This window comes from Streptococcus sp. 2018037 (assembly GCF_019754195.1).
Taxonomy (GTDB): Bacteria; Bacillota; Bacilli; order Lactobacillales; family Streptococcaceae; genus Streptococcus; species Streptococcus hashimotonensis.
Map to the genome: position 1 here is coordinate 82837 of NZ_JAIJZQ010000004.1, position 26811 is coordinate 109647.

Sequence of the window (26811 nt, forward strand, 5' to 3'; positions counted from 1 at the left end):
ATGTAGAATGATAATTTGTAAACGAAGCGACTATGCACCTTCAACCAGAAGGACAGCATCTTGACCATCGATTTCAGCCATGTGCACAATGATTTCTTCAGAACGGCTAGTTGGAATATTCTTCCCAACATAATCTGCTCGAATAGGCAACTCCCTGTGTCCACGATCCACAAGTACCGCTAAACTAACACGAGCTGGACGGCCCAAGGACACTATGTTGTCAATAGCAGCACGAATAGTTCGTCCTGTATAAAGCACATCATCTACTAATATAACATCACGATCGTTGACATTGGCAGTCATATTTGTCGTATCATCTTCTACCTTCATGTCATCTCGAAACGGCTTGGTATCCAACTCTCCCAACGGAACGTCGATACCCTCTAATTGCTTAAGCCTCTCCTGAATCCTCTTTGCAATGAAAACACCCCGTGTTTTAATCCCTGCAAGGACAATATTATCCAAATTCTTATTCCGTTCGATAATTTCATAAGTGATACGGGTGATCGCCCGTTTCATAGTCATATCGTCAACGATTTCTTTTGTCTTCATAAGACCTCCAAAAGTATAGAAAAAGTCTCCTTATACAAGGAGACTATGAAAATATAGGCTAGTTAGAACCAACCTGCTTAACATCCGACTCCTTGTCTGCCTCTCTGGACAGGTTTTAAAGGATTTATTAAGCAGAGTATAGCATAAAATCTCAGCCTTGACAATTTTTTTCTGAAAAAATATAGAAATTATCGGATTTTACTGAGAATTTTTTCCAAAAGACAATGAAGTCTTAAGTTTTATGGATTTAAGTCCCACCAACATAAACCCACAAATCAGATAAGCAACAAAAATTGTACCTGCATAAGTCAAAACATAGGTCCAACCATACTTAGGGACATTGAGAAAGAAATAAGCAAAAGGACTGTCCTTAGCATCTGGGATTGGAATTTTTATGAAAAGACCATTCACTAGACCAAAAATCATGTAGAGAACAGGCAAAAGCGTCCACCAAATCGGGTCAAACCACTTGTACTGTCGTTGTCGGTCCACAAGCAAGGTATCTAGCAGGAAATAAAGGGGAACAATATAATGGCAGAGTAAATTCTCAAGTCGCCAGAAATCGTCTGCCAAAGGTGCCAACATAAAGTGATAGACTACACAAGTAATCATGATAGACATGGTTACAGCAGCCTTTATCCGAAGAAAATGTGACGTCTGTAAATCCGCACCCTTACTCATTGCATAGACCATATAGACAGCAAACAGAGATACCAATAAATTAGATTGTACCGTATAATACATGAGCATCCCGATACCGTATTTAATGATTTCTAAGGCGGTACCTGTGATGGCTAAAATAGCTAACAAGCATCTACTGTAAAACAAAATACTTTGATGTTTCATAATATCCTTTCAAATATGACAAAAGACTGGTTAACCAGCCCTTTCTCTTAAATTTTTTTAACAAATTCAGATTTCAGCTTCATCGCACCGAAACCATCGATTTTACAATCAATATTGTGATCGCCTTCAACGATACGGATGCCTTTAACACGTGTACCTTGTTTAAGGTCCTTAGGCGCACCTTTCACTTTCAAGTCTTTGATTAGTGTCACAGTATCGCCATCCGACAAACGATTACCGTTAGCATCAATTGCAACAGGTCCACTTTCTTCCTCAGCTACATCCGCTGGGTTCCACTCATAAGCACACTCAGGGCAAACCAAGAGGGCACCGTCTTCATAGACATATTCAGAATTACATTTTGGACAATTTGGTAAAGTTTCCATTCTTACTCTCCTTAACATTTTTCATGTTCTAGTATAGCATTTGTTGAAAAAATGGGCAAGATGATAAGGTTTTCATACTATTATTCAGCCTTGCGCAGTTTTTCAAGTGTCTCCTGAAAAATAGCTGGCGCTTCTGCCGTAAATTCAACAACCTCACCAGTTCTCGGATGGGTAAATCCAAGCGTTCTGGCATGAAGAAATTGACCATGTCCTTTTAGTGTTTTCCTTGGGCCGTAAGCCTCATCCCCCGCAACCGGATGACCAATATAAGCCATGTGGACACGAATTTGGTGAGTTCGTCCTGTTTCCAAGGTCAATTCCACCAAAGTATAGTCACCAAAACGCTCCAGAACCTGAAAACGTGTCACAGCTTCTTTCCCTTTGGCAGTCACCGCTTGCTTCTTGCGGTCTTTTTCAGAACGACCAATCGGCGCCTCAATTACTCCGCGATCGTTTGGTAGATTGCCGTGTACAATGGCCCAATACTTCCGAAGGGATTTCTTGTCTTTCAATTCAGCAGCAAGCTTTGTATGGGCATCATCGTTTTTAGCAATCATGAGTAGGCCAGAAGTATCCTTATCAATCCGATGAACAATTCCTGGTCGCAAGACACCATTGATGCCTGACAAATCTTTTACGTGATAAAGGAGAGCATTAACTAGCGTTCCAGACGTGTGACCAGCCGACGGATGAACGACCATCCCTTGAGGTTTATTTACAACAGCAACATCCTCGTCCTGAAAGACAATCTCTAAAGGAAGATCCTCAGCAACATAGTCGATTTCTTCTACTTCTGGAATTTGATAGGTTAGGACATCCCCAACCTGTACACTATATTTAGCTTTTTTAGGCTGTCCATTGACCAAAACCTGACTAGCCTTAATCTGCTCATTTGCAACCGAACGAGACAAATCCGTCAAATCCGACAATGCCTTATCCAAACGAATGCCACCAACCTCAACTCTTACTTCCATTACTCTCTTCTTTCATAATACAAATAAATAAAATACCTACACCAACTGTCAGACAAACATCTGCTACATTAAATACAGGGAAACTAATAAAATCCAAGTGAAACATGTCCACCACATATCCCAATCTAAGACGATCAATAAAATTCCCAAGAGCACCAGCAATCATCAAAGACAGACTGAATAAAGTCCAGATATTGCCCTTGATCTGTTTGATATAGTACCACACTAGGCCTGTCACGGCAACAATTGTCATTATCGTGAAAAACCACTGCTGATTTTGTAAAATCGACCAGGCCGCACCATAATTTCTTAGATAAGCTAAGCTCATCAATCCTGGTATAAATTCCGTTACCCTATCTAATTCAACATTGGCAACTGTCCAAGCTTTTACAAGCTGGTCCAGACCAATTAATACTACCATCAAAAATGGAAATCCAATTTTACGCATTTTCATCCTTCTTCTTATCAAAATATGCCTGCATGGTTTCAATAAAGTCCTTGGCACAAGAACTAAGTTCATCATTGGCTCGTTTAACGTAGACCATGCGATTGTCTACCTTTCCTTTGAGAGGAATTACTGTAATGCCATTGACACTCTCTTCATCAAGATAGCCCGAACCAGTTGCATAGGCATCCGTACGCTCCAAAATTCCATTCAAAGTAGCACGGTCTGTCACATCAAACACAACCGAGGAATCCGACGTATCAATCAAGTTCTCGGAATAATAGAGATAAGCCTCTTTTTCTTGAGTGAACCGTACGGTAGGTAGACCTACCAAATCTGCTGGCTCAATCTCAGCTTTCTTTGTCAAAGGATGATCTTCACGAAGGTAGATATGAGTCTGAAATGCAGACAAATCTACAGCTTGCAAGTGAAGTTTATCCAATTTCTGCATGATTCCTTTTGTATTTCTCTCGTTCAAATAAATAATACCAAGCTCGCTATAACCTTGAGCAACCTCATCTAAAATCTGTACCGTAGTCGATTCAAAAATGCGAAAATGAGGGTACTGCGGGTGGTTACGAGAGAACTCCGTAATCAATGGGGGAAGAAAATCATAATGCTGACTTGAAATTGAAAAAGTCTTCTCTCCTTCTTCAGGTTGCAAATAGAGATGCTCAAACTGATCAAATCCCTTAACTAAAGCCTGAGCTTTCTCATAGAATTCCATCCCTTTTTGTGTCAAAAAAGTTCCTGAACTAGTTCGGCTAAAAATTTGAAAACCTAACTCTTTTTCCAAATCACGAATGGAAATGGACAAACTAGGCTGGGAAACGTACATTTTCTCTGCTGCTTCCCGAAAAGTACCACTGTTGGCAATGGCTACAACGTAGCGTAATTGTTGAATATTCATACCTGATACCTCTTAAAACTGCTTCTACCATTATATCAAAAAAAGCAAGAATTTGCTGAACTCTTGCGTTTTCGCAAATAGACTATTCTTCTCTTATATAACTTCCAGGTTCCCAAATCCTCTTCTTCAACTGCAATTTAAAAGGCTTTGGAATTTCTGTTCGCCAAATCATCGATGGCTAATTTTACTAAGTTGGAACCTATACCACTTCCTCTGAACATTTCATCTACTGCTGAACGTAGACATTATAGGAAGCGCAACAGTGCAGAAGGCAAAATATTTTTATCCTATAGAGAAGATATTGCCGTCTTGAATCACTTCTATCGTACACTTTTAAAAATATCAAAATCAAATTACAAAAAAAGACTCTCCGAAAACAACTCGGAAAGCCTATTGTTTGCTATCTCTAGCTCAACTCTCTCTTTTATTTCAAGGAGAGTTGCTAAAAAGATTCCCCGAACCTTTGCCTTTCATTTAATTCAAAAAGGCAAGAAAAAATGGTCCAGTGGACCATTTGCGCTACTTCTATTTCTAGATCCCAAGAAAAAATGGTCCACTGGACCATTTTTTTACTTAGCGATTGGGTAAACAGATACTTGTTTCTTATCGCGACCTTTACGTTCGAAGCGTACAACGCCTTCTACTTTAGCGTAAAGAGTGTCATCTCCACCACGACCTACGTTAGCTCCTGGGTAGATTTTTGTACCACGTTGGCGGTAAAGAATTGAACCACCTGATACAGTTTGGCCGTCAGCAGCTTTCGCACCAAGGCGTTTCGCTTGTGAGTCACGACCGTTTGACGTTGAACCTCCACCTTTTTTGTGGGCCATAAATTGCAAGTTAGCAAGATTCAAGTTTAACATATGTTATTCCTCCGAATTTCTGTAATGATTGCTTCAAGCTACGCGATTAAGCGTTGATAGCGTTGATAACAACTTTTGTGTAAGGTTGACGGTGACCTTGTTTGCGGTGGCTACCTTTTTTAGGTTTGTACTTGAAGGTAACAACTTTTTTCTGTTTACCTTGTTTTTCAACAGTACCAACAACAGTAGCGCCTGCTACAAGTGGAGTACCCACAATAGTTTTCTCACCACCAACAAGAACTACTTCTTCGAAAGTAACTTCTTGACCTGCTTCAACGTTCAATTTTTCAACGTAGATAGCTTGACCGACTTCAACTTTAACTTGTTTGCCGCCAGTTTTAATGATTGCATATGTGCTCATTATGCACCTCCTATGATTTTTGGGTCTTGCCCGAATTTAATGTGAAGACTCGCCTAGTACCGTGGGACGAACCACTTTATATTGCTCAATAAAAATTAAGTTCAGACTAGGCGACGCGGACGCAGGTAGAACTTAGGTTCACCAAGTTAAGTCAACGACGTTTGAGCTTAATTTTTGCAGAGCAACGGCATTCGTGCGGTTGCACAGGAAATGTGCATAGTCAACAGTCCTATTATAACAAAAACACCTGCAAATGCAAGTGTTTTGTATCACTTGTATGTGTCTGAATTTTTGGGAAAGCTCAAAATCCCTTAAAAACCCTAAGAAAGCAGATAGTTTTCACTTACGAAAAAAGACCGAAACAAAGTTTTTTCTTTGCTCAGTCTTGACGTGATTGTTTGCTTTATGCTACAATACTATTCGACTGATTAAGCAAAGTCCAGTTTTGTCTTAATCGGTGGTGTAGGAGTTAGCGCTCCTGCACCTTTTTTCGTTTTCTTAATGATATTATTGTATCACAAACCATACAAAAACACAAGCAAAACATGACGAAAAAGCCCCTAAAATCTCAATTTTTTAGCGGATTTTTTTAGCGGTATTCTATGGTTTTAGATTTTACTTTGCATGAGTCGACCATCGACCTGTCTTATGTCCCGAGTGATAACGTCTGATATTAGGTGGTTCTTCTATCTTCTTGTTGGCTCTTCCTGCGCTAAAACGCTGGTTCTGATAGGGTTGATAGGTTTTGCGCCAATCCCCAAAGAATACCTCATCCAGTTTATCTATCCTCTCCAAGAGAATCATCTTAGCCATCGTACAAGCTCCCTTAATCGACCAATACATCCCTCTATGTTTCATGCGATAAGTGATTTTACGATGCTGGCTCTCCATCACACCGACACCCTTATGAGATAAATTTCTTAGTTTAGCTGGCTTGGTATCCTTAAAGTTGCGTATCATCTTCTGTCGGAAGCTATAGTAAGTCTCATACTGTTCTTCTGTCTCAATGAGGGATTCTACAGTGTCCAACACAGTAATGAGCAGAGGTTTCTTGTGAGTCTGGATAGCTTTCTGAGCTAAATTGTATAATGTTTCTGGATAGGGTTTGAAGAAAGTCTTTATTTTCTGATTCAGATGGTACTCATCCCAGAAATGTTCATGACGCTTAATACCTAGCGCCTTTTTAATTTCTTGAAAGGTGCGCTTGGTATACCCCTTCCCGTTATCGGAATTAGTAATAAGAATAGTTTGGTCTGTAATGTCAAAATGGTTATAGAGATAGTCTAATAGCTCTTCTTTAGCTTTCTCATGATTAACATGAACAATCTCATGTTTATTCTCGAGTATCCACCGATCTTTTGTTACTTGCTTTACCCCCGTATGGACAAGAAAATGTGTTAGGTCAGTATTTGAACGCTCATTTCCTGATGAAGTGGTTTTGACCATCACACCGTCCCCTTCTAGATATATCTTACTTACTTTGATTCTTTGTGGGGCTTGTTCTTCTTCCAGATAAAAGCGATAGCGCTCTTTTTCATCTAAAAGTTGTCCAACTACTTTAGTGGCTTTCAACACAGCATCTTTCGTTACTCCAATACGGTAAGCATCACAGATAGTTCTACAAACTTCTCTATAAGATAGTTTTGAGGCATGTTTGGCCATATGAAAAATTAGCTCTGGAGAGTAACGCATATATTTTTCGAGACCTAACCAATCATCTACTGGATAAAGAGTTTTCTGCCCTCTTCGCCAGCGGTTTCGTGTGAAGGTGATTTCTCCGAAAGTGAAGAGGACTGTTCGCTCCGTTGCATCAATTCTTTTATAGCCATTCTGTCGCATAGTTGGAGCGATAGAATTATCATAATCCCGAATTCGTTTTAAAAACTCCTGTCTACGGTATTCATCCATTTCAATCACAAAATTGCGTTCATCAAATCTCATACAATCCATTGTACTGGATTTGAAAAGCATTGAAAACCCATGAAAATATTTTTCAGATATTGTCATCAATGGTCTTTACAGAAACAATATTTAATGGCATACTATTTTTTAGGTTGTCTTGGTAAAAAATTCTGAGTTAAGCACACAGCCATAGACAATATGCTTCCCGAAAAAACGGGAAGCATTTTTTAGTTTAGCGACATCATTCCATCTGTTTTGTTTCAAATAGATGATGAACCCTTTTGAAACATTGGTCTAGTTCTTGCAACAACCACACACATTCTTCAAACGTTCGGATACTATATTCTGGAAACTCAACTCGGTAGCGGTGTCTACCTACTCGTCTTTCCAATTCTGACTCTTTTTCTTTAAAATATTTGACTAGTTCCTCATTTCTTACATACTTCGAGCTATCTTCCACATACTCCACAAAATCTAATCGTATTAGCTTCTCTACTAGTTCTTTCTGTAATGTCTCTTTAAAATAGTGATGTATTTTTCTCATAATAAACCTCTTTCTTTTATAGCCTTGTTTTATCACATGAGATGATTATAGACTCAACGTATTTTCTTCTTTTCTGTGGTGTACATGGTCACGTATCTTCTCGTAGGTTTGATAGTTACCAACAATTGACTGAACCTTATCTTGTAAGACTTGTCGTTCTACGTTGGTTTCTAAAAGTTGTTTCTCTAACCGTCCTCGGTTGAGTTTGAATGGATCAACTTGATACCGTTCAAAGATTTCTTGACCGATGGTTTTACCTTCTTCAAATGCCATCAATGCTCCTGATAACTTATTGAGTTTCTCAATCCGTTGATCCAAAACAGAGAGAGTCGCCTCTGTTTTTTCAAGCTGCTTAATAAATTTGGTTTCTAACTCTTCAAACTGTTCAGGTGCTGTGACCTCGTGTCTCGATAGGAACTCAAATTCCTTTATCAAGTTATCGAGTTTGGAAATATAAGGGTGCTTGTTCAGAATAACTTGACCATTGTTATAAGCCAACTGTTTCATCACTGTATCGCCTCTCATGTAGCGATTCTTTTCGGACTTCTGTTCATTCATGAAATAAAAGTAGTCTGATTTTTTCAAGAATAATTCAAAGCGACCATCCTCTAATTGATCTACTTTATCAAGAGGAATTTTTATCAGCCCTTTATTATTGACTCCATAAACAACCTCAACATAAATCCCTGATGCAGTCTTCTCTTTGACCTGCCAATCCTCAATCGTTAATCGCATTTCAAAGTCAGCTTCTCGTTCACGAACCATCTTCTCATACTCAGATTGGATCACTTCGATAGAATGGACAACCTTATTTTTTGCAACTCGTTCTGTAATACTATTCAAACTATACTGCCCTTTTTTAGACAAGGTTGCCTCACGAGTGTTTCGTTCTTGACGATGATCAAGCAGACGATAGGTTGCTTCTTTTCCACTAAAATCGACATCCAAATTCATTGCTTTAGCTTTTGCCCTAAAGTCAGAAATAGAGGCGGAATGGTTCAAGAGAAAATCTAAACGTGACTTGATTTCTCGTTTGAAACTAAACTGTCTTCGATATGCACCATAACTAGAATGAGCATTTAATTCATTTTTTCGTTCAATGATTTTAGCTCCATATCGGTCTGCATACTTATCTGAAATGTTTTCTAAACTTCTCTTTGTTCCTTTTTGCCATCTGAATTTTTTTAAAGTGGTTAGGTTGGTAGATGAGAAAATGATATGGTTGTGGATATGGTCTTTGTCTACATGAGTTGCCATCACCATCTGATAGTGACCTCCAGTCAACTCTAAAATGGTTTGACGACCAATCTCATGAATTTCCTCTAGCGTTAGTCTATCGTTCGGACTGAATGATTGGATAATATGATGAGCAAGCGTACCCTGTCCGGTTTTTAAATCAGAGCGTTCTTCTCTTCCGAATCGTTGGTCTGAAAGTTTCTTCATCAATATCATTTCAGTTGCTGAATGGTTCAGACTTTCCACGTGATGACCAGATGCCAATTGATGACACAAGGTAGAGCCATTCGCAATCAATGGGAATGGACTATCCTCCTTTAGTGAGCCTTCCACCGTTTTTGCTTCATCCAAAATATACTTGACGGAACGATACAGTCGCTCTACATTTTTAATCTGATGTACTTTCGTGTAGACCATCGTATTTTCCTACCTTCATGATATTTTTATCGCTTATATCTGCGAGCAACTCCTCAATCCGTTTCATTTCGTTTAATAGTGTGATGACTTGTTCAGTTGAAACTTGTTCATCTGTGTTGGCTACTTTGGCAATTTGGTTGATATTGACACCGATTGAGTTAATCTCTTTTCTCAATTCTGTCAGCCCATCAAAATTGACGACTACGACTTTTCCAGTTAATGCCATTAGACGTGCATAGTTTGAAAAATTCTTCAAACCAACAGCTCTCATTCTCGCTTTTATATCCCTATCTTCTTCTTCGTTCACAAAGAAGCGTTTCAAAATAGGACGACTACGCTCTGTCCGTTCTTCCATTTTTTCAGTACCTTTCAGTTCATTCTGTGACCTACCAGACCGACTCCCTTTCATCTGGCAAGCATAGCACTTGTAGCCACAATTGCTGTTTTTGAAGTTTTTAGCCCTATCCTAATTGTGCCGACTGGCACTTTGGGATAGGACTAAATCTTCAAACTTTTGGGGAAATCCCCAATCCCCTATTGCGTGCTAACGCACGTTTTGATGATGCTCTGCATCATGAAATGCTCCCTGTCAGTTTGAGTTGATTTTTCCAAATCTCAAACTGTTCATCGGAAGCCTCTTCCAATAAAACGATACTGGATTGGTAGTCATCTACCAAATCCAAGTCCAATAGTTCCATCTCTTCTTTGGTCGTTTTTAACTCATGAAGAATGGCTTGTCGTGATTTTTTGAACTGTTCTTCTAGCAGTTCCAACCGTCCACTTTCATCTAGTTTAAATAGATGAGTAGTTAAAATATCATCAAGTGTGTTCATCTGCGTTACTTCCTTTTCTACTGCTTGTTAGTTTTTTAGTGAGGGCTTCAAGTGTGCCTAGCGTTCCTGAATGAACTGCTTGGCTTCTTGCTTTTTTGCCTGCTCTTCCTCTTTACCTTGTTCCTCTGCCAGCAACTTAGACTCTTGTTCTGCTCTAGCTAGACGTTCCTCAAAGGATAATTTTTCAACTGGCTCTACCTTTTCAACAGTCTGTACTTGTGCCTGCTCCAGTTGTTTTTCGAGTTCCCTATCCAATGAGTTGATCAAGTGTTGAGCTTCTTTTTGAACAATCTCTAGTTGGGCTTCGAGGTCAGAAAGGGCTTCTTTATCTCTTACCCAAGTTGCTAAATATCCGAAACTATACTCACTTGTATCGAGTCCATAATGGTTAGCTACGACATAAGCAACAGACTCAGCTTGCAATTCTGCATCGCTATATTGCAAGTCTTTGGTAACTGTTTGTGAAGAATGTAGGTCTGCATGAGCGAGTTCATGATAGATGGTTTTGAGGGTTTGTTGCTCGGACATTCCTGCTTTAATGACAATCTTATTTTCTTTTCTTGAATAATATCCGTTCGCTTCACCAATGTTGGAATTAAATTCCATAGTCAATCCTTTAGACTGTACGTACGCTTTTGCAGAGCGATACAGTTTGGAATAATTTTCATAATTGCCCTCGAGTTGATAGATAGGTTTTGGCAGTTCCTTACCTTCTGTTTGGGAAATATCAAACACAGGAACAAGCTTAAATGTTATCCTTGTTTTATCATTTCCTTGTTCATCTTTTAAGACTTCACCAGTTTGAGGATCTCGTAATTTGGTAATCTGTGGAGCGAAAATGCGTAAACTTTTCGAGCCTTTTATAACCGTTCTACCAAAATCCTCTTTCCAACTCTTAAAGGATGCGACTGCCTGAACTGTTGGCATCTGTGCTTTTAACAACTGAATATTTCGGTAGGAATAGTTAGGGAAACGACTCATTGTGTTTAGAAAATCTTTGTATTGTTCTGAATTCAGATACTGATGCACACCTTCTTTTAAGTGTTGCGCTAAACCTGCTCTATCTTTTGAAGCAAGTAACTCACTCAGCTTGTTTTGGTTGCTGGTTTGAGTATAAAAAGTGCTGTCAACTGGTTCAGGCTTAGCTTCTTCTTGCTTATCAGGTTCAAGTTGGTGTTGGACTAATGGTTGGTCTTGATAGACCATATCTTCTTCCATATTTGGTTCAGATGATGTTGATTGGTTCAAGTTCTCTACTACCTGTTCTAGGATTGGTTTAAAGACTTCTCCACCATCTTTGATATATTCTTGGTTGATAGATAGTTGGTCTAATTGAGTATCTCGGTAGCGATAGACTCCTAGAATGGTTCTCTCTTCCGTTGAATGTTCCAACTGTAAAGCTAGGGTTTGACGAAGTTTTAAGAGACTAGCTGGAAAGGTTGTGCCATCGACTGTTCGCATTGCTAGAACCACATCCTCATCTCCAGACCGAATGGCCTTATCCATATCCAACTGTTTCAATTTAGGGACTTCTGACAAATCCCCAAAGTAGAATGAGTCTGATTGGATAATAGCTTCCAGTTCTGGAAGAACCTTAATTTTATCAAAGGCTGCGCCCTTATTCGCAATTAAAATGGAATCAAAGTCCCCTTTCCCATTCGCAAAATCCTCTAGGGTTTGGCTGGCAGTTTGGTGTTCACGATAAGGAAAGATACCTGTAAGATGCATGAATTTATCTCGATCAAATTGTACAGCTAAGCTAGAGATACTATCCCCATCTTTATACAAATAGATAACATGAGAATCTGCGATGGCATCCAAATACCATTGAGCAGTTTGTTGGATTGTTGGCGCATAGCGGTTCAATTTGGCAATATCTTTTTCACTAGCTAGATGATAGTACCTCTTTTCAATTGACTTTCCATCATCCTTTGTAGTAAAATGGAGTAAAGGCTGAGGCTGAGTTTGACTTGGTGACAAGTCATTCAAAGGTTGCGACTCGTTCGCTTCAGGTAGAGGTGCTGCCTCCTGCTCCGCAGGAAAATCCCCGATTGTACCCTCAGCGCTTTTTTTATGTCCTTGAGCCTGCTCGAGGGCTTTTTCTTTTTCCATATGGTCTTTTTGATTAACTAGCTTACCATCTCGAAGATCCATCAAAATTCTAGGAAATTCTTTCTTCCAAATCCCATTATCCTGCTTATGTGTTAATGTAAATCCTTTTGTTTGAATTAGAGCTTCTCTAAATTCAGCATCTTGCAAGAAACGTTCCGTCAAAAGTTTTTCCATTAAAGTGATGCTTGTTAACTTATTTGTAGGACCTAACTGATATGCCGACTGAATTTTTCTTCCTTGCTTAAATGCTTGTCTGTTTGACTCTGCCCATGTAAGAGCTTCGGATGTAAAACCGTTTGATTTGAGCGTCTGGTATGCATGTTCAACACTTTCAAATCTAAAGTTTCTTATCCAAATTGGACTAACTGCCAAATTGGATAAAATAGCATTCTCATTTGTAGAGGACCAGATATTTAATTTCGGTAAATCCTCGCTTGTACTCTCAGCGCTTTTTTCATGTCCTTGACTCTGCTCGAGGGCTTTTTCTTTTTCCATATGGTCTTTTTGATTAACTAGCTTACCATTTACATCTAACAAGCCCTTTTCATGAGAGAGATCTGCTAAATCTTGGAAAGAAAGACTAGCCAGCGGACTATCCTCAAATCCATGGCTCAAATAGAGACTAGGATCAATATACCTTTCGACGAAATCTTTAAGCGGTTGTAAAGATATATCTCTAAGGTCCGAATTAAGGGCTTCTAAGCGAGCTTCATCTCCACCAGACCATATATCAATACCCTCCATGACTTCCTGAAGAGAATACTTTTGTACCAGTTCTAGTGATTTGGCAAACATCGTCTTATCAAAACTAGAACGGAAGGCTTCTTCTTCCTTCTCAGCAATTCGATCCATATTCTGAGCGCTATCACGATAAACAGCCAACGGCAATTTGGGGTTATAACCAAATTTTTCTTGCAGTAGCTCAATCCCCATCACAGTTTGATCGCTTGGTAACGGGAATGGCCTCCCATAGTGTTTATCAAAAAACTTAAGTAGAGACTGATACTGTTCCTCAGGGGATAACTCTCGTAATTCTGGGTGGCTGGAAGCAAACTCCATATTCCTAATCCGATAAGAAAGATACTCTACTCCTTCTTCAGTAAATTCATAGCTCGTCGTTACATTGGGTATTAGGGTTTTAAAAAATTCGCTAATATGGGTTCTTTCGTTTTCTGTTAAAGCACGAAAAGTATCTGGACGAGTAGAGTGACTAAGGCTTGTTAGTTGCTCTGTCAGGAATTGTTTTAATTCATCTTTTTCTTTACCAAGTTCAATAATCTGATCCAGCAATATAGTAAGCCGAGACTGATTTAAGCGTTTATCCAGAATTTCAATAGTAAATTCTTCCGGATAGGACGAGAGCGAGGTGTGACCTAGTTCATTGGCCATTTCTTCAATGTTAGGGTGATTAATCAAGTCATTAAAATCTAGCGTATCTATGTGCTCTTTATCTCTATAAAGCTTCACTTCGATACCAAGTTCTTTATTTTTATCTTCGACATAAGATGGAATATCAAAATTTGTATCAATCTGTCTTATCTGCTCTAAATGTGCTGGTGAAAGGATTCTGTTAAGTCGATCAGATATAGACTCCCCTTCCAATCCTACATCATAGCGAAAACGTTCAACTAATATCTGCCCATCTGCAGTTCTAAGTCCGAACCAAGTACCTCCATCATTTGAAAAGGAAACTGTTGGTCCTGTGCGGGGGTTCTCATTAAAGAGTTTGGCATTTTTAGGATAAAGAATGCTAACAAACTCTGTGTATGGGATAATTTCTCCTGAGGAGTATCGGGATAGTAGTGGTTCGTCAGAACTATAGAAAATAACTTCTATTTCAGATTCGCGAAGCTCTGTTTCTCGCATTCTTTCGCTAATTTGTTTATCCAATTGTTCGATTTTTTGGTACACAGATAGAATCTCAGACTGTTCTACTCGCTGAGTATCTAGTACTAAGGAAAGCCGTTTGGCAAATAGTTGATCTAAGTCGGTTGTGAGGAATGGTTCGACTACGGCTTCTAATTCAGACGCTAACGTGGGAGGGGATGGAAGTTGTAGCTGTTCCTGTACAGTAGCGGCCATCCTCTCAATCCAATCGAAATAATGTTCTTCTGCTGTTTTTGTTTTTTTAGACTTTGTTTCCTTTCGGTGTGGTTCAACTTCTTTGTTTTGAGTGAGACGTTTGCTTTGATGTTCCATTAGTTGTCCTTTCTTTTTTAGCTGGAGATAAGCGTTCCAGTCCATTTTCTTCTCATTAGTTGCTAGAGGAGGTAGATCAGACACAAAGCGAATACCCTTATCCTCTAAACGAGAAAGAAACCTGCGACCTGCAGAGTCATTGTCAACTGCTAGGGTAATGACAGATTGGTTTTCCTCTTGTTTAAAATGCGTACTGGTTTTGGCAATGTTCGAGAGGGCTTGTGGCGTTTTCTTATGATCTACCTCATAGACTTTCCCACGTTTTAGATGCAATATTTCCATATAATGCCGACTGATAGTTCCTTCTTTCAGTCCATCCATCGCAACCAAACGTACATCGTTTAATTCGCCCTTGTGAAGTTCGTAATAACTCATGAGGTCTATTGGGGCTTCTGCTACAATTAAACGCTTAGGTGTGCCAATATCTACATTAAACCCACTTGATCCGTCTGAATGCTTCATAATTTGTTTGAGACGTCCTCTATCGTAAAGCTCTCTATTTTCCACGATACCTTGTAATGAACCACCAATCATTTTTCCTGTGGCATCTAATGTTTTAAATAGGATAACTGGCTCAATACCTTGTGCATTCTTATAGTTGGCTTGTCCTAATACCCCTTTTTCATCAAAGAAACGAATCGTCTCTTCTGATAAGCCACGCTCATTTTTAAGGTAGTCGATCATCAAGGTCTTATCCTTACTTTCATAGCGTGACAAGTAGTTTGAAAATTCCTTACGAGTATAGTCGATAGTATCAACCGTTGGAAACGAGCCTGTCTCTACATAATGCTTGGCTTCTTTAAAAGAAACAGGCTGTCCTGTCTGGTCTTCCCTAACAGCTTGAACAAGTGCAATTGGATCTCCTGACAGGTCACGTGAGAACCAATTAAATCTATTTTTTCGTACATTGATCACCAAAGAGTCATGTTCTTTCCACTCATAGTAACCACTTCCCTTTGGTTCGAGTGCCATCCCAAGACTTTCTGCAACACCTACAATATTGACTTGTCTTAATTCTTTTACACTAGCCATTAAAGTCCCCTTTCTTGTTCCTGATCCATCTGTTGTGCTTCTTCTTGATGCCTTTCTAAGTCGAGTTCATGAATAGATACAAAGCCTAATTTATGAAGCTCACTCAGAATGATACTCTCATCCTCTACAAGCAATGCTCGATCCATAAAAGAGGGAGTTGCCTCCAAAAGAAATTCTGACAAGTCAGCTTGTTCATACGCATCTTGGATAGGTACTTGATACAACTGAACCACTCTTCCCATATACAAGGCTTCGACATGATGCTTCAGATAATACTGCAATTCTTCTTCCTGTTCTCTTGCAGGGTCATAGGCAATCGCAAGCAAGTCATGTGTGCCATCAATACATTCAATTGACTGTACCAAAAGAGCCTGATTATGCCTTGCCAATTCTCGATTGATTTCTTCTATCATTTCTTGGTTGAAGTCAACTGCTTCTAACTGGGCTAAGTTGTAGGCAGTATGAGGGATAGTGGCTTGTAGCCAGTCAATAATTTGTTGGTAGGAACTACGTTCATCTTGATAGTTTGTGATGAGGGAACGATGCAAGAATTCTTCTTCATCTACCCAGTTGCTATCATAGTCTACAATCAAGACCTCTTCTTCGTCTTGACTAATGCCAATAATGGCATACCCCACCTCAACTGTTTCGTGTTCTTGTAGTGGATTGGTCATTGTTTTTTCTTTTTCCATTGCTTTCCTTTCTATCTATGCGACACTTTCTTTTTTCACGTTGGCATCCCACTCAGGAATATCATGATTTGCCATATTATAGGTAAACCAATTTGGATCATCAGGATGATCTGCGAGTAAGTGGGCTCTAGGGTGGCTCTCTAAATTGTATTTTTTGTCTCTAAATACATTTTGCTTGGAGATAAATACTAAGGCTTCATCAATACCAATTCGAGCTACTTCATCAGGAGTTAAGAGAGGACGTCCAACCGTTTGGATGCTTTCACTGGATGATCCTTGTTGGCTATACGTCTTGCTTAGGTTTCGTTGATGGATGGTTTGTTTTCCTGCACGTAAAGAGAAATATTCCATTGTATCTTTGTCATTTGTACCTAAATAGAGCAATGTACCACAGTTGTTTAGAATGGTTTTCCATTCATCTTTATAGGTTGTTTGAAGCTGACTGAGTGCTTGAACGATAACGTCAAGTGAGATTTCCCTTGAACGCAAGGAAGATTGTGACTCTGTGAAATAAGGAATACGGTTCAACTGAGCAAACTCATCCATAATAGCTCTTAGGTGGAGCAGGTCACTTGGTTTATGTGTCGGATGGCGACCTTGTAAGATTTCATCTGCAATATTCGGTAAGATACGAAACATGGTCACAAACAACAAATTAGCCAAGAAGTTGTACGTTTTATCTGTTTCAGGTATGGCAATAAAGACTGCAGTTTTTTCGAGTTGCCATTTTCTAATGTCTAGGGTATCGTCTTTCACGATATTTCTTACATCGTCATGATCAAAGACTGCAAATCGTGAGGAAGTAATGGCAAGGACGGACATCAAGGTTTGTCCTCCAAAGTTTCTCATAAAGAGATAGAACTGCTTGGATGCGTAATTGTCTGGACATAGGCGATCCAACTGCTCAAACATCAGTTCAACTGGACTTTTTACATCAGGGTTATCTCGCTTCAGTAGTCGAAGCATATCGGCAACTTGTGCAAGATGAGGTGTTACATCATGATATTTTGAACTGAAATAAAGATAGCCGATTAAAGCACGAATAAGTAACATTTCAGCCTGCACCCAAAAATCCTCTCCTTGATGGTCTGACTTCTTTGTACCTTGAATAATAGACTCAGCTACCCTATCAATATCGGCTTCTGTTGTCATATAGTGAAAGACATTGAATTGACAGGTATTCTGTAAGGTGACTAAATCAAACACCTTAATCTTGTAGCCTGCCTCTTTTAGGGAATACCCTACCTCATGCACCAATAAGCCTTTTGGGTCTGTGACGACAAAGGAGCTATTCGTTTGTAAAAGACCGGGCTTTACGAAAGCTCGTGTTTTCCAATCACCCGGCAAACCAACTACTAAGATATTTTTATTGACTTGAACTGCATAGGCTAAGCGTTTATTAAAGATACCCATGCGAGCTTGTTGGGTAAAGATTATATCGTTTTCAGGCAGTTCATCTCGAAACTTCTTTAGTTCCCCTGCAGTCGCAAAACGTGCTGAACCATGTTCTTCTTGATAGCGATAGGTGTTCTTTTCATCTGATCGAAAATAGAACATGAAGATTACACCAAAACAGATAAAGCCTAAACATAGGGAGAAGAAACTCGGAATTGGATCAATCAATGGATGATCCAATGGGTTCTCCAAGAACCAACGTATTTTCTGCAGTCGAAAGAGGTCATAGGTGGAAACAGTTGCAGGAGCTTCTTCTATACTTTTTCCTATCCAATGCCCCATATAAAATGCTACTAACCCCATAATCAAGTAAGGCTCAATCATGCGTTGTGGCTTGTTTGTTTCTTGTGTCATTTGGTGACCTCATCCATCTTTTGTGTTACCTTTGAAACAGCCTCTACTTTTGTCTCTTGCAGTTGTTGTAAGGCTTCTGATTGCTTTGTCGCATTTGCTAAACGTTGTTCAAAGGTTTGTTTTTCAACCTTACTGGCTAACAATTCGCCAAACTGGGCTGAGGTTTCAGGATTGGTGGCTCTTTCAATCACTTTCTCAAATGCTTTCTCCATAAACTCTCTATTTTTAGCTTCAAAAGAAAGTAGAGTTGTTCCTTCATTGTCTAGCGACTTAATGGAAAATCTGACATCATAGAGTTTCAAGACACTTCTCAACTGTTCAAGGTTGGCCTCTGTTGTCCGAAACTCTTTAATTTCTTTTTTGGCATCGGTTGCCATAAAGCTATTCCATTTCTGCTCACCGACTGTCGGTCTATTTTTTACAAGGTCAACGACTCCTTCTCCCTTTTCCCAAAACAGCAACAAACCTTTTACCAAGAGTTCTCCTGTAAGCTTGCCTGCGTTCTTCAATTGATACATACTTTTTTCTTGTTCCATAAGTTGTCCTTTCTGACATAAAAAAGACTATATGAACATTCATATAGTCTGTCTTATTCTGTAATCGGGTAGTTACTCAATTTGGGTTCTTTGTCAACCGAAAAGCCAAATGTCCCCTTTTCGTCTTTGACAATTTCCAACTGCAGATAGTGTCGGCTGATTGTTCCCTCACGGTTGACGTTGATCACGTAACCTACTTCATAACCTTTCTTTTTAGGACTAGTTGACTCAAGAATAACAGACTGAACTGTTCCTGTTTGAGCTGACCAGTCGCCCTCTTGTCTGAAATTATCTAAGGCACTTGTATTGCCTGAAAAATAGTTAGGAATGAAATAGCGACAGAACACGTCTAACTTGCGACTCATCGAGGTCAACTCCTGATCCTCCTCCAATCGCTGTGCTAACTGCGTGATAACTTGTTCTTGCGATTGAATACGTACAAAGGCTAGACCTCCTAAGCCAATTCCCACTAAACCCAGTAGCATTGCAATAAACAGAAAAGGATTTTTTGATGTCTTAACGGTTTTAACTGGAGCAGGCTGCTCGACCTTCGGACTTGGTTTGGGAGTAGGAGTTTTTGCTTTAGAGGGTAGAGGGAGTTTCTTTTGCTTTTGATTGCCAAAAGTCATCAATACCTCGTCCATTGTTTGTCCCTCAAAGATGGGTAGGGTAACATCTATCTTTTCTAAAATATCCCCTTCAGCATCCACGTGCAAAATCCGACAAACTGCAGTTAGTTCTTCTGCAATGCATTTGGCATTTTCTTTTTCAAGATAGCTTATCAGGGCATCTTTACTATCAAAATCTCCTGAGTAAGAAGATTGTCGAATGAACAGTTGAAACATCGTTAGTTACCCCCTTGATGAGGTACTGACGGATTGTGATGATTGGATAAGAAGAAACGCTCCAAATCAGCATCCGACTTTTGACTGCTATTTCGTAGCTCGATAAAGTATTCAGCTTCAGCTTCTCGAAGAGCCTGTCGCTTCGCTTTGATTTTATCCTGCAGTTGTTCATCTTGGATCAATAGCTTATCCAACTCTGCCTCAATTTTTTCTTTTTTCTTCTTGGCATCTTGCCATGTCGTTTTTTTAGCCATTATTCTCTCCTTCTTGTTCTTGAACTTTATTTCCAACTGTACCATAATCAGGCAAGTTGGCTTCTTCTTCCCCACTTAATGATAAGACAGCAGGCTGAATATTGTTCAGTTTCAACTTGCCCTTGTCATCAACTGTGTAGGTTAGCTTTAAAATAGATTGGTTACGCACGTTCTTTTGAGCCTTGTCATAGCTTTCCTTTTTCTCTAACAAGGTATTGGTATAATCGACTTGAACAATCGCTATATTCGTTTCTGTATTGATATAAATATCGGCCTGTTTGAACGTATAGTCCACCACATACCCTTTGTAGGTTTGGTTGACCGGTTCTTCTTCCTTTGCGACTTCCTGATTATAGAGAGCTTCTGTCATAAAGGGTTTGTATCGGTTTCTGTTTGTGCCTAGGTCTTTTTTCGTGTAATAGGCTGTCAGAAATTCCTCAACCCCCTCATAACTCAGCTTCTGTTCTTCAGTAGCTTGTGTACTTGTTTTGGCTTCTTCTTGCTTTGTGCGAGAAGGGGCTGTCATCTGACCAAGCCCAAAACTCATCAACAATAATAGAGTGATCGCAATTCCTCCTGCCACCATTCGTAACCTCTTGACCTTTATTTCATCAATCATCTTTCTTCCTTTCTTTGTTCTAATAGATTGTCTTCTGTAGGTCCTGTAATTTTGGACTTTTGAGTCCAATTGACTATTGATTTAAATAAGATTATCAAGCTAGATATAATGCTTCCTAATCTGATCCACAGGCTTTCACTTGTCAAATGCAAAGAAATCATGGAGAAAAATACTGCAAGATCTATCAATTCTCTAATGACATAAATATATTGAGATTGTATTTTTCCGTTAATTAACAGTATCCTACCACAAGTTCCAAGTACAAATAGTAATACATTCAAGACAATCAACCAAATTGGCTGTTCTCCTCTAAAAAATCTCCCATAGATAATACCTAGAAGAACAATACCTATAAATACGCTAATTGCGGTGATTGTCATTTCTTGTCTTTTAAAATAACTTATTCTGCCATCTTTCGTATCATCCCACGTTAATGTTTTATTTAACAAAAGAAAAAAACCAACCATTGATGTAACTGCTCCACCATACAATCCATACGATACTTGAACGACCACACCCAATGCATTCGCTAAACAATTGTACAAAGTTAGCCTACGAGATATGCCCAATGAATACCAATGTTCCAACCAAATGTCTGAAAAGCTATCTAAAAACGTTAGAATAAAAAGCTAAGTAAAACCTGTATATCCTAGCAATGATGTTAAAAACAACATCAAAAAAGATATTCCAAACCAGGTATAGGTAAATATTTTTGAATTAACAAACTGATACACTTTAAACCACCTTCTTCTCTATTCCATGCTTAATAAAAGGTTTATTATCTGCGAAAACACCAAACCAAGTATTGATATGTTCACATGAAACAGTTGGAAAATAATCTGCCACTCGCACTGTCAAAAGCAATTGAGCAAAACCAAATGCCCTTTTTTCCAGTTCAGGAAAGTTTACTACACTCTTGTGTTTGTGATACCATTTTTGATACTCTGTCATATTGATCCGATAGTTTGATTTTAAATATGCCCCCTTTACCTCACGAAACATAGTAAAACAAATAATCTTATTTCTCACAAATCGAATACTAACTTTGGGACTGTTCTCTATGCGTACCTCTAAATATCCGTTGTTTAGCTTCAGTTTTTTCATCATAGCTCCTTACTATTTTTACTTCGGTGTCGCAAACGTATAATACATACTCGGTCTGCATACTCTCCAATGAATTTTATTTTGAATACCACCCCAATTACATTCTGAGACCAGGAATGTACCGTCTGGATTGACTGCTTCCACAATCCCTACATGTCCGTATTGAGATGGAGTGCCATCGAAACCACCAGCTGTTGACACAACTGCTCCCTTTATAGGAATGTTACTAAACCGCCATCCTTTCGCTATTAGGTTTCTAACCCAATCTTGACCGTTACCAAGATAACCATACGCTCCTGAAAAGTCTGTGATAAAACCCAGCTCGACAAGGCGATTATAGGCATACCACGTACATTGACCGATCGGATAGCCACTCCCTTGTGCCGTACTGCTCACCGTTGCTTCAGATGGGAAATTGCTTATCTTGCTTCTGTAGGCTTTAGGGAAGTTCCACGAAGCTACAAGGCTACTACTACCACCGACAGGGTTCTTCAGAAATTGAGCAACCTGTTTAGCGTTATTTTGACGTTCAAGGAGCTTATCTCCTGAGTTGCCTTCCCAACGCACTAAGAATCGTTCTGTCAAACTTTCTACGTCATCATTACTTGTTAGAATCTCATGTGCAATTTCTCTATAATAAGGTGCATCACCATTAAAGATAAAGTCAATCTGTAGTTCAAGGTCATACCATTTCTTGCCTTTTTGATGGGCATATTGTAATAACAATGTATGACGAACACTACCGTCTCCTGTGTCTGTCCATTGTCCTAATCCTAAACCACGTTTCAGGATATTAGGGTAAGAGCCATTATAGATAGCTGGTCCACTGATAGACAACCAATTTGGATCATCCCATGATGAAGCACTTGCACCAATTGGTGGGGTAAGATAGTCACCTTCAGCACGTTTAGAAGTGATAGAGGACTCCGTCCAAAAATTACCTAACATAGCTGAAATACCATTGATGGTTGCTTTTGGTTCATACTTCTTCACGTAATCAGACGTCTCTTTAATACGACCTGCCATATCCCCTATATCAATGGTAGATAGGACACTTGTAGTCTGATTATAATGAACAGATGGCAGGTAAAAACCTACATTGACATAAAGCCACTCTTTAGAGGTTTTATCTTTGTTGGTTTTTAATTTTTGGTAGCTAATCTCTAGCCCCTCATCTGAGTCTACCTTTGCCAGTTCTTGCCCTACTGTTACGTTGTCTCCAGTTTTTACTCGTATTTCTGAAACATTGTAATAAGTGAATTTTGCTCGACTGGTTTCAATCGTGATACTTTTTTCTGAAACATTCACAGTACCTGCCATCGATGCATAGAGTTGCTTGCCTCGTGCTACCTGAATGATGGTATTGTTGTAAATATCATCTTTTGAGCTATATCCATAACGTTTTGTGATGACCAATGGTTGACCGAAACCCTCTTCACGTTTGGAGTAGATAGGGTTTTCTAGTTCTTGATAGCTTCTGTAGTAGCCTGTTTCTTTGGCAATCTCAAGCAATTCCTCAAACTCTGCTAATTTTTTTTCAGATAGTTTCCATTTAAAATGGCTATCTGGACCATACAGGTCTCTCATGGTTCTTAAATGTTCCTTATCGTTATTGAGGTTATACCAAATACTGTATTCCATATCGGACATTGTTTTGGATGAATCAGGATTTCCGCCTACAATGCTTTCTTGAAATCTTCTTTGAGAAACTTCAGAAGGATCTTCCCAAATTTGTGTTTGACGGTAATCTTGATAAACGAAATTTGTATACTGTAAGACTTCGTCTATATTTGTCCAATAATCCACTTCTTCATTTGAGCGCAAACGATCCAATTTTGAAAAGTGTAACCAGGAATCATTAAGGTTAAACTCATTCTGTTGCATGGGGCTTGGATTTCCTAGATAGGCAGCAGCAATCACCACCATGATAAAGGCAATGAGGTACGACTTGATAGTCAGAGGATTGAGCAATATCTGTTTTAAAGGACTACTGAGCCAATTTAATACCTTAAAAGTCACTTTCCCTGCTTTCATTACTCGAGTCCGCACTACTCGTTGACGGATTTTGTTTAATCTAGTCGCAACTTTCGTCTCCCATCGGTCAGCCTTTAGAGTACGTGTGAATCCATTTCCTCTTGCAAGGTTATAGCCTCTGTTGGTCAGACTGTAAGTTGAACCTCCAATCTTCTTCCCTGCTCGAAAAGTATTTTTTCCAAGTTGCTTACTCTTTTGTAAGGAATACTTTGATTGTCGGATAGTTTGACGTTTGCCTGCGATTTCCCCCATTACATCATGTTCAGAAACACTAGCTTCTCCCATTCTCCGACTGGTCTTGTAGCCTTTTTTGACTATCTTTTGAGTGCCTGATCCACCTGCTCGCTTGTATTGGCTTTTAAGGACTTTTCGCTTCAGCTTGACTTGTTGCTTGGCTTCTCGAATGGCATCCTTACCCTCTTTGTTTGTTTTGGCTTTTTTCAAGGCACGTTGGCTCAGTTTATACTCTCTTTTACTGAGTTTGACCGCCTTTTTAGGTTTGTGTTGACTGTATCGCTCAACTTCCTTTTTCAGTTCTTCCTTACCCATAGACTTACTCCTTTGGATCAGTATTTGTCAATTGATACAACTGAGTATGCTTAGGGATTTTATTTTCAAATGGTACGATAGTTGAGCCAGCTACTAATAAACCTGAACCTTTTGATTTTGGTCGTTTAATGTATTTGATTAAGCCATCAGGTATATCGACAACGGTTCTCAATGGTTCTATATCCTGCGGTTTATGTTCCAGTAGTAACATAAAATGACTATTGGATAATAAGTTTCGTCCTTCTTCATAGGCAAGGATTGTACCAATATTCTGCGTGATACCTGTTGGTATTCCACCATATTTTCTAATCCTCGCCCATAACTCCGCAAAGAAACTAGCATCTGTTTTGCTTCTAAAGGTCAGATGCAATTCATCCCAATAGAGTCGGATAGTTTGAATCCCTTGATAACGGATAACCTGTTGCCAAATATAGTCCTGAACAACCATAAGGGCAAATGGTTTGAGTTTGTTGTTTAAGCCCTTGAGGTCAAACACAATCAAACGTGAGGTCATATCGATATTGGTTTCATGGGCAAAGAGGTTCAAGCTTCCCTTTGTATAAATCTCTGATTTGGTAGCCAATTCCTTTGCGACATCCTCAGGCTGTTCTTCAAGAATAGCCTGCCATTCTTTCAGGGTTGGTTTTTCAAAGCGTTCATAGACTTCTCGTGTTACTCGGTCTATGATGGTGATATGGTCATCATCCACATCTTTTAGTATTTTTTCAAACAAGCCCATAAGAAGATTGGCTTTGTCTGCCACCACGTCAATCTCCTCGTCATTATCATCTAATATGGACTGGTCTGTATCAGGCAAATCCAGTAGGTTCAGATGCGTTTTTGAAGAAGTAGAAATCTGAATGATTTGACCATTAAATGCCTCTGCAATATCCCCATATTCTGACTCAGGGTCTACAATGATGATACGGTCTTCAGGATAACGTAGCAAGGTTGGAATAAGCTCTGTTGTCTTAATGGTCATCCCTTTACCTGAACCACTAGAGCCAATTACAACACCATTAGATGCGTTTAAATCTCGTTTACGGTCTAGGGTGATGATATTGTTGGATAATTGATTTTGACCGTAATAGATGGCTTTAGGACTGCTTGATTGAATATCCACGTTGGTAAAAGGGATTTGAGTTGCCACGTTGGCCGTCGTCATTGGTCGCATGTAGGCTTGTTTGACATTCAAAAAGGCTTCTCCAATCGGTAGAATGGTATTCAAGCCTTGTTCTTGATGATAGAAACAATCTTCAAATCGTACTCCCAATGTTCGCCCTGCAGTAGCCACCTTATCTCGACACAGTTTTAGCTGCTCTCTTGTTTCAGCCATAATCATAACAGCCATCACTCCTGAGAATGCTTTTTGGTCATTTTGAGTGGTTTCTTCTTTCCAACGCTCTGTTGTTTGACTGGTTTCTCGTGCTACTCCTGAAGTGGATAACTCAGGATCAATAATCCCATCACGCATTCCATCACGTTGCCCTCGAATAAGCTCCATCTTAGCCTGTGCCTGTGCATTGACGATTTTTGTCTCAAAGTCGCCTTGTTCGTAGGGTTGAGCATGAACAACAATTGCTAGTTCAATCCCAATATCCAACAGCTTCTTAATCAGTTTGTCGGTTAGAAATGTAGGATAGTGACGAATATACATCACTTTGGCTAGATGATCATTGATAGCCATGTGTTCTTCTTTGAAATGAATACGATTTGGGGCGATAAAGTCCTTTGCACGTAAGCCTGAAAGGGCAATATCTTTGTAAGTATATGGGAAATATGGATTGTTTTGTAAGAGCCAATAAAGGATATTGAGTCGCTCCAATCCATTAATTTGTTCAAAGTCAATTCCCATTTGGAAGAACTGTTCTTCTATTCCTGAAGCTAGTTCATGAAGCTGGCTGTCTGCCTGTAATTCTTCATAAGACTTGGTAGAGATAGTGACATATTTTTCCACCTTGAAATTACGAGCATCTGAGATAAAGCGATCACTAATTATGTCGTTGTATTCTTCCCTGTAGTGATCAAAGCCATCTCCTGTTGCTTCATAGACTATTTGATCGATGGCTGAATGTTCTTGTCGTTTATTTAGCACCAATAACTGAAAATTGTTCTCTGCATCAAGGCTATTCAATGCTTCAGCATAGGTATCAATCACGTCAATCTTATCCTCATCATTTGCGGAGGTATAAGCAACGTCACCCAAACGGTAGGAACGTGACCAACGGTCACCTGCAATATGCATCAAGCCATTTTCTTTTAAGCTAGTAAAGAAGATGGCATTTTGAGTGCTAGGTTTGAGAGTTCTCTGCAGGCGTTTCTTCCTCACCTTCTCGGCTTTGGTCAACTTCTGAGAACCCTTTTTTAGGTTTAAAATCATGTGCTGTTTCTCCCTCTCCTTTCTCGTTAAATTCAGTCATGAATGAACGTTTTTGTTTGGTTAGTAAAAAGCCATAGCGTTCTTTCATTTCAATATCTTTTTTACTACCGTATATAAAAATAGGAACTAAGATAGCCCCTAAGAGAATGAATGTGATCCAGTTGGGAAAACCGAAATAATACAACAGAGCAGATAAGCCTATTGAACCAAACGTGCCAACCGACATCACGAATTGTCTTTTTGTCCGTCCAAAGAGGAACGGTGGTTCGTAATCATCAAATGTTTTTAGAAATTCCGAACCCAATTTCTGTGCCATATTTCCTCCTGTAAAATAAGAAAACTCACCTTACATTTGTAAAGTGAGTTATTTATACTTT

Annotated in this window: 26 protein-coding genes, 1 pseudogene and 1 other annotated feature; of the genes and pseudogenes, 1 reads left to right on the forward strand and 26 read right to left on the reverse strand. The window is 39.3% G+C overall.

What is annotated here, in order from left to right:
- Positions 1-30: 30 nt before the first annotated feature.
- The 7 genes and pseudogenes from pyrR to K5Q29_RS10840 all read right to left on the reverse strand — a co-directional run.
- On the reverse strand, positions 31-552 hold the full coding sequence (gene pyrR, locus K5Q29_RS02670) for a bifunctional pyr operon transcriptional regulator/uracil phosphoribosyltransferase PyrR (protein ID WP_011922318.1): 522 nt from the start codon (positions 550-552) through the stop codon (positions 31-33).
- Positions 553-750: 198 nt separating this feature from the next.
- A complete protein-coding gene (locus K5Q29_RS02675) occupies positions 751-1398 on the reverse strand; it encodes a Pr6Pr family membrane protein (RefSeq protein WP_105139470.1) in 648 nt (215 codons plus the stop codon).
- A gap of 47 nt (positions 1399-1445) precedes the next feature.
- The gene (locus K5Q29_RS02680; protein WP_105139471.1) at positions 1446-1784 is read right to left on the reverse strand and encodes a zinc ribbon domain-containing protein YjdM; all 339 of its coding nucleotides are present in this window, start codon (positions 1782-1784) and stop codon (positions 1446-1448) included.
- Between the two features lie 80 nt (positions 1785-1864).
- Entirely contained in the window at positions 1865-2758 is an 894-nt protein-coding gene (locus tag K5Q29_RS02685) for an RluA family pseudouridine synthase (protein WP_105139472.1), read from the reverse strand.
- On the reverse strand, positions 2742-3206 hold the full coding sequence (gene lspA, locus K5Q29_RS02690) for a signal peptidase II (RefSeq protein WP_105139473.1): 465 nt from the start codon (positions 3204-3206) through the stop codon (positions 2742-2744). The genes K5Q29_RS02685 and lspA overlap by 17 nt, the downstream gene beginning before the upstream one ends.
- Entirely contained in the window at positions 3199-4113 is a 915-nt protein-coding gene (locus tag K5Q29_RS02695) for a LysR family transcriptional regulator (protein WP_105139474.1), read from the reverse strand. The genes lspA and K5Q29_RS02695 overlap by 8 nt, the downstream gene beginning before the upstream one ends.
- 140 nt (positions 4114-4253) lie before the next feature.
- Positions 4254-4316: pseudogene (locus K5Q29_RS10840) on the reverse strand (transcriptional regulator); the annotation flags it as partial.
- Here K5Q29_RS10840 and K5Q29_RS02700 point away from each other — a divergent pair.
- On the forward strand, positions 4288-4701 hold the full coding sequence (locus K5Q29_RS02700) for a hypothetical protein (protein WP_205032586.1): 414 nt from the start codon (positions 4288-4290) through the stop codon (positions 4699-4701). The pseudogene K5Q29_RS10840 and the gene K5Q29_RS02700 sit on opposite strands and share 29 nt — an antisense overlap.
- Here K5Q29_RS02700 and rpmA read toward each other — a convergent pair.
- From rpmA to K5Q29_RS02795, 19 genes are all read right to left on the reverse strand, one after another.
- Complete coding sequence (rpmA, locus tag K5Q29_RS02705) at positions 4683-4976, reverse strand: 50S ribosomal protein L27 (RefSeq protein WP_009909754.1); 294 nt, start codon at positions 4974-4976, stop codon at positions 4683-4685. The two genes, K5Q29_RS02700 and rpmA, sit on opposite strands and share 19 nt — an antisense overlap.
- Positions 4977-5022: 46 nt before the next feature.
- Positions 5023-5337, reverse strand: a complete 315-nt coding sequence (rplU, locus tag K5Q29_RS02710; RefSeq protein ID WP_105139475.1) for a 50S ribosomal protein L21 — start codon at positions 5335-5337, stop codon at positions 5023-5025.
- 35 nt (positions 5338-5372) lie between these two features.
- Positions 5373-5548: a sequence feature (ribosomal protein L21 leader region), on the reverse strand.
- A gap of 404 nt (positions 5549-5952) precedes the next feature.
- Positions 5953-7278: an ISLre2 family transposase gene (locus tag K5Q29_RS02715; protein WP_221876906.1), complete on the reverse strand. Its 1326-nt coding sequence runs from the start codon at positions 7276-7278 to the stop codon at positions 5953-5955.
- A gap of 202 nt (positions 7279-7480) precedes the next feature.
- Complete coding sequence (locus tag K5Q29_RS02720) at positions 7481-7783, reverse strand: hypothetical protein (protein WP_221876907.1); 303 nt, start codon at positions 7781-7783, stop codon at positions 7481-7483.
- 45 nt (positions 7784-7828) lie between these two features.
- Positions 7829-9436, reverse strand: coding sequence for a relaxase/mobilization nuclease domain-containing protein (locus tag K5Q29_RS02725; protein ID WP_221876908.1), 1608 nt, complete (start codon positions 9434-9436; stop codon positions 7829-7831).
- On the reverse strand, positions 9408-9845 hold the full coding sequence (locus K5Q29_RS02730; protein WP_260619116.1) for a MobC family plasmid mobilization relaxosome protein: 438 nt from the start codon (positions 9843-9845) through the stop codon (positions 9408-9410). Before K5Q29_RS02730 ends, K5Q29_RS02725 begins: the two co-directional genes overlap by 29 nt.
- Before the next feature lie 163 nt (positions 9846-10008).
- Positions 10009-10269, reverse strand: a complete 261-nt coding sequence (locus K5Q29_RS02735; protein ID WP_105148046.1) for a hypothetical protein — start codon at positions 10267-10269, stop codon at positions 10009-10011.
- Positions 10270-10326: 57 nt separating this feature from the next.
- A complete protein-coding gene (locus tag K5Q29_RS02740) occupies positions 10327-15612 on the reverse strand; it encodes a PBECR4 domain-containing protein (protein WP_221876909.1) in 5286 nt (1761 codons plus the stop codon).
- Positions 15612-16304 carry a hypothetical protein gene (locus K5Q29_RS02745; RefSeq protein ID WP_029743175.1) on the reverse strand — a complete coding sequence of 231 codons (693 nt, stop codon included), beginning with the start codon at positions 16302-16304 and terminating at the stop codon, positions 15612-15614. Before K5Q29_RS02745 ends, K5Q29_RS02740 begins: the two co-directional genes overlap by 1 nt.
- 15 nt (positions 16305-16319) lie before the next feature.
- Positions 16320-18113, reverse strand: a complete 1794-nt coding sequence (locus K5Q29_RS02750; RefSeq protein WP_105148040.1) for a VirD4-like conjugal transfer protein, CD1115 family — start codon at positions 18111-18113, stop codon at positions 16320-16322.
- Positions 18110-18649: a DUF3801 domain-containing protein gene (locus K5Q29_RS02755; protein ID WP_029189001.1), complete on the reverse strand. Its 540-nt coding sequence runs from the start codon at positions 18647-18649 to the stop codon at positions 18110-18112. The genes K5Q29_RS02750 and K5Q29_RS02755 overlap by 4 nt, the downstream gene beginning before the upstream one ends.
- Positions 18650-18702: 53 nt before the next feature.
- The gene (locus K5Q29_RS02760; protein WP_221876912.1) at positions 18703-19494 is read right to left on the reverse strand and encodes a hypothetical protein; all 792 of its coding nucleotides are present in this window, start codon (positions 19492-19494) and stop codon (positions 18703-18705) included.
- A gap of 2 nt (positions 19495-19496) precedes the next feature.
- On the reverse strand, positions 19497-19748 hold the full coding sequence (locus K5Q29_RS02765; protein WP_024389266.1) for a hypothetical protein: 252 nt from the start codon (positions 19746-19748) through the stop codon (positions 19497-19499).
- On the reverse strand, positions 19741-20367 hold the full coding sequence (locus K5Q29_RS02770) for a hypothetical protein (protein ID WP_221876913.1): 627 nt from the start codon (positions 20365-20367) through the stop codon (positions 19741-19743). Before K5Q29_RS02770 ends, K5Q29_RS02765 begins: the two co-directional genes overlap by 8 nt.
- Positions 20364-20954 carry a nicotinamide mononucleotide transporter gene (locus K5Q29_RS02775; protein WP_313770358.1) on the reverse strand — a complete coding sequence of 197 codons (591 nt, stop codon included), beginning with the start codon at positions 20952-20954 and terminating at the stop codon, positions 20364-20366. The genes K5Q29_RS02770 and K5Q29_RS02775 overlap by 4 nt, the downstream gene beginning before the upstream one ends.
- A gap of 148 nt (positions 20955-21102) precedes the next feature.
- Positions 21103-21471: a hypothetical protein gene (locus K5Q29_RS02780; RefSeq protein ID WP_221876917.1), complete on the reverse strand. Its 369-nt coding sequence runs from the start codon at positions 21469-21471 to the stop codon at positions 21103-21105.
- Positions 21472-21489: 18 nt separating this feature from the next.
- Complete coding sequence (locus K5Q29_RS02785; protein WP_221876919.1) at positions 21490-24054, reverse strand: phage tail tip lysozyme; 2565 nt, start codon at positions 24052-24054, stop codon at positions 21490-21492.
- 4 nt (positions 24055-24058) lie between these two features.
- Entirely contained in the window at positions 24059-26434 is a 2376-nt protein-coding gene (locus K5Q29_RS02790; protein ID WP_221876921.1) for a VirB4-like conjugal transfer ATPase, CD1110 family, read from the reverse strand.
- Complete coding sequence (locus K5Q29_RS02795; protein ID WP_029189109.1) at positions 26346-26750, reverse strand: PrgI family protein; 405 nt, start codon at positions 26748-26750, stop codon at positions 26346-26348. The genes K5Q29_RS02790 and K5Q29_RS02795 overlap by 89 nt, the downstream gene beginning before the upstream one ends.
- Positions 26751-26811 lie beyond the last annotated feature (61 nt).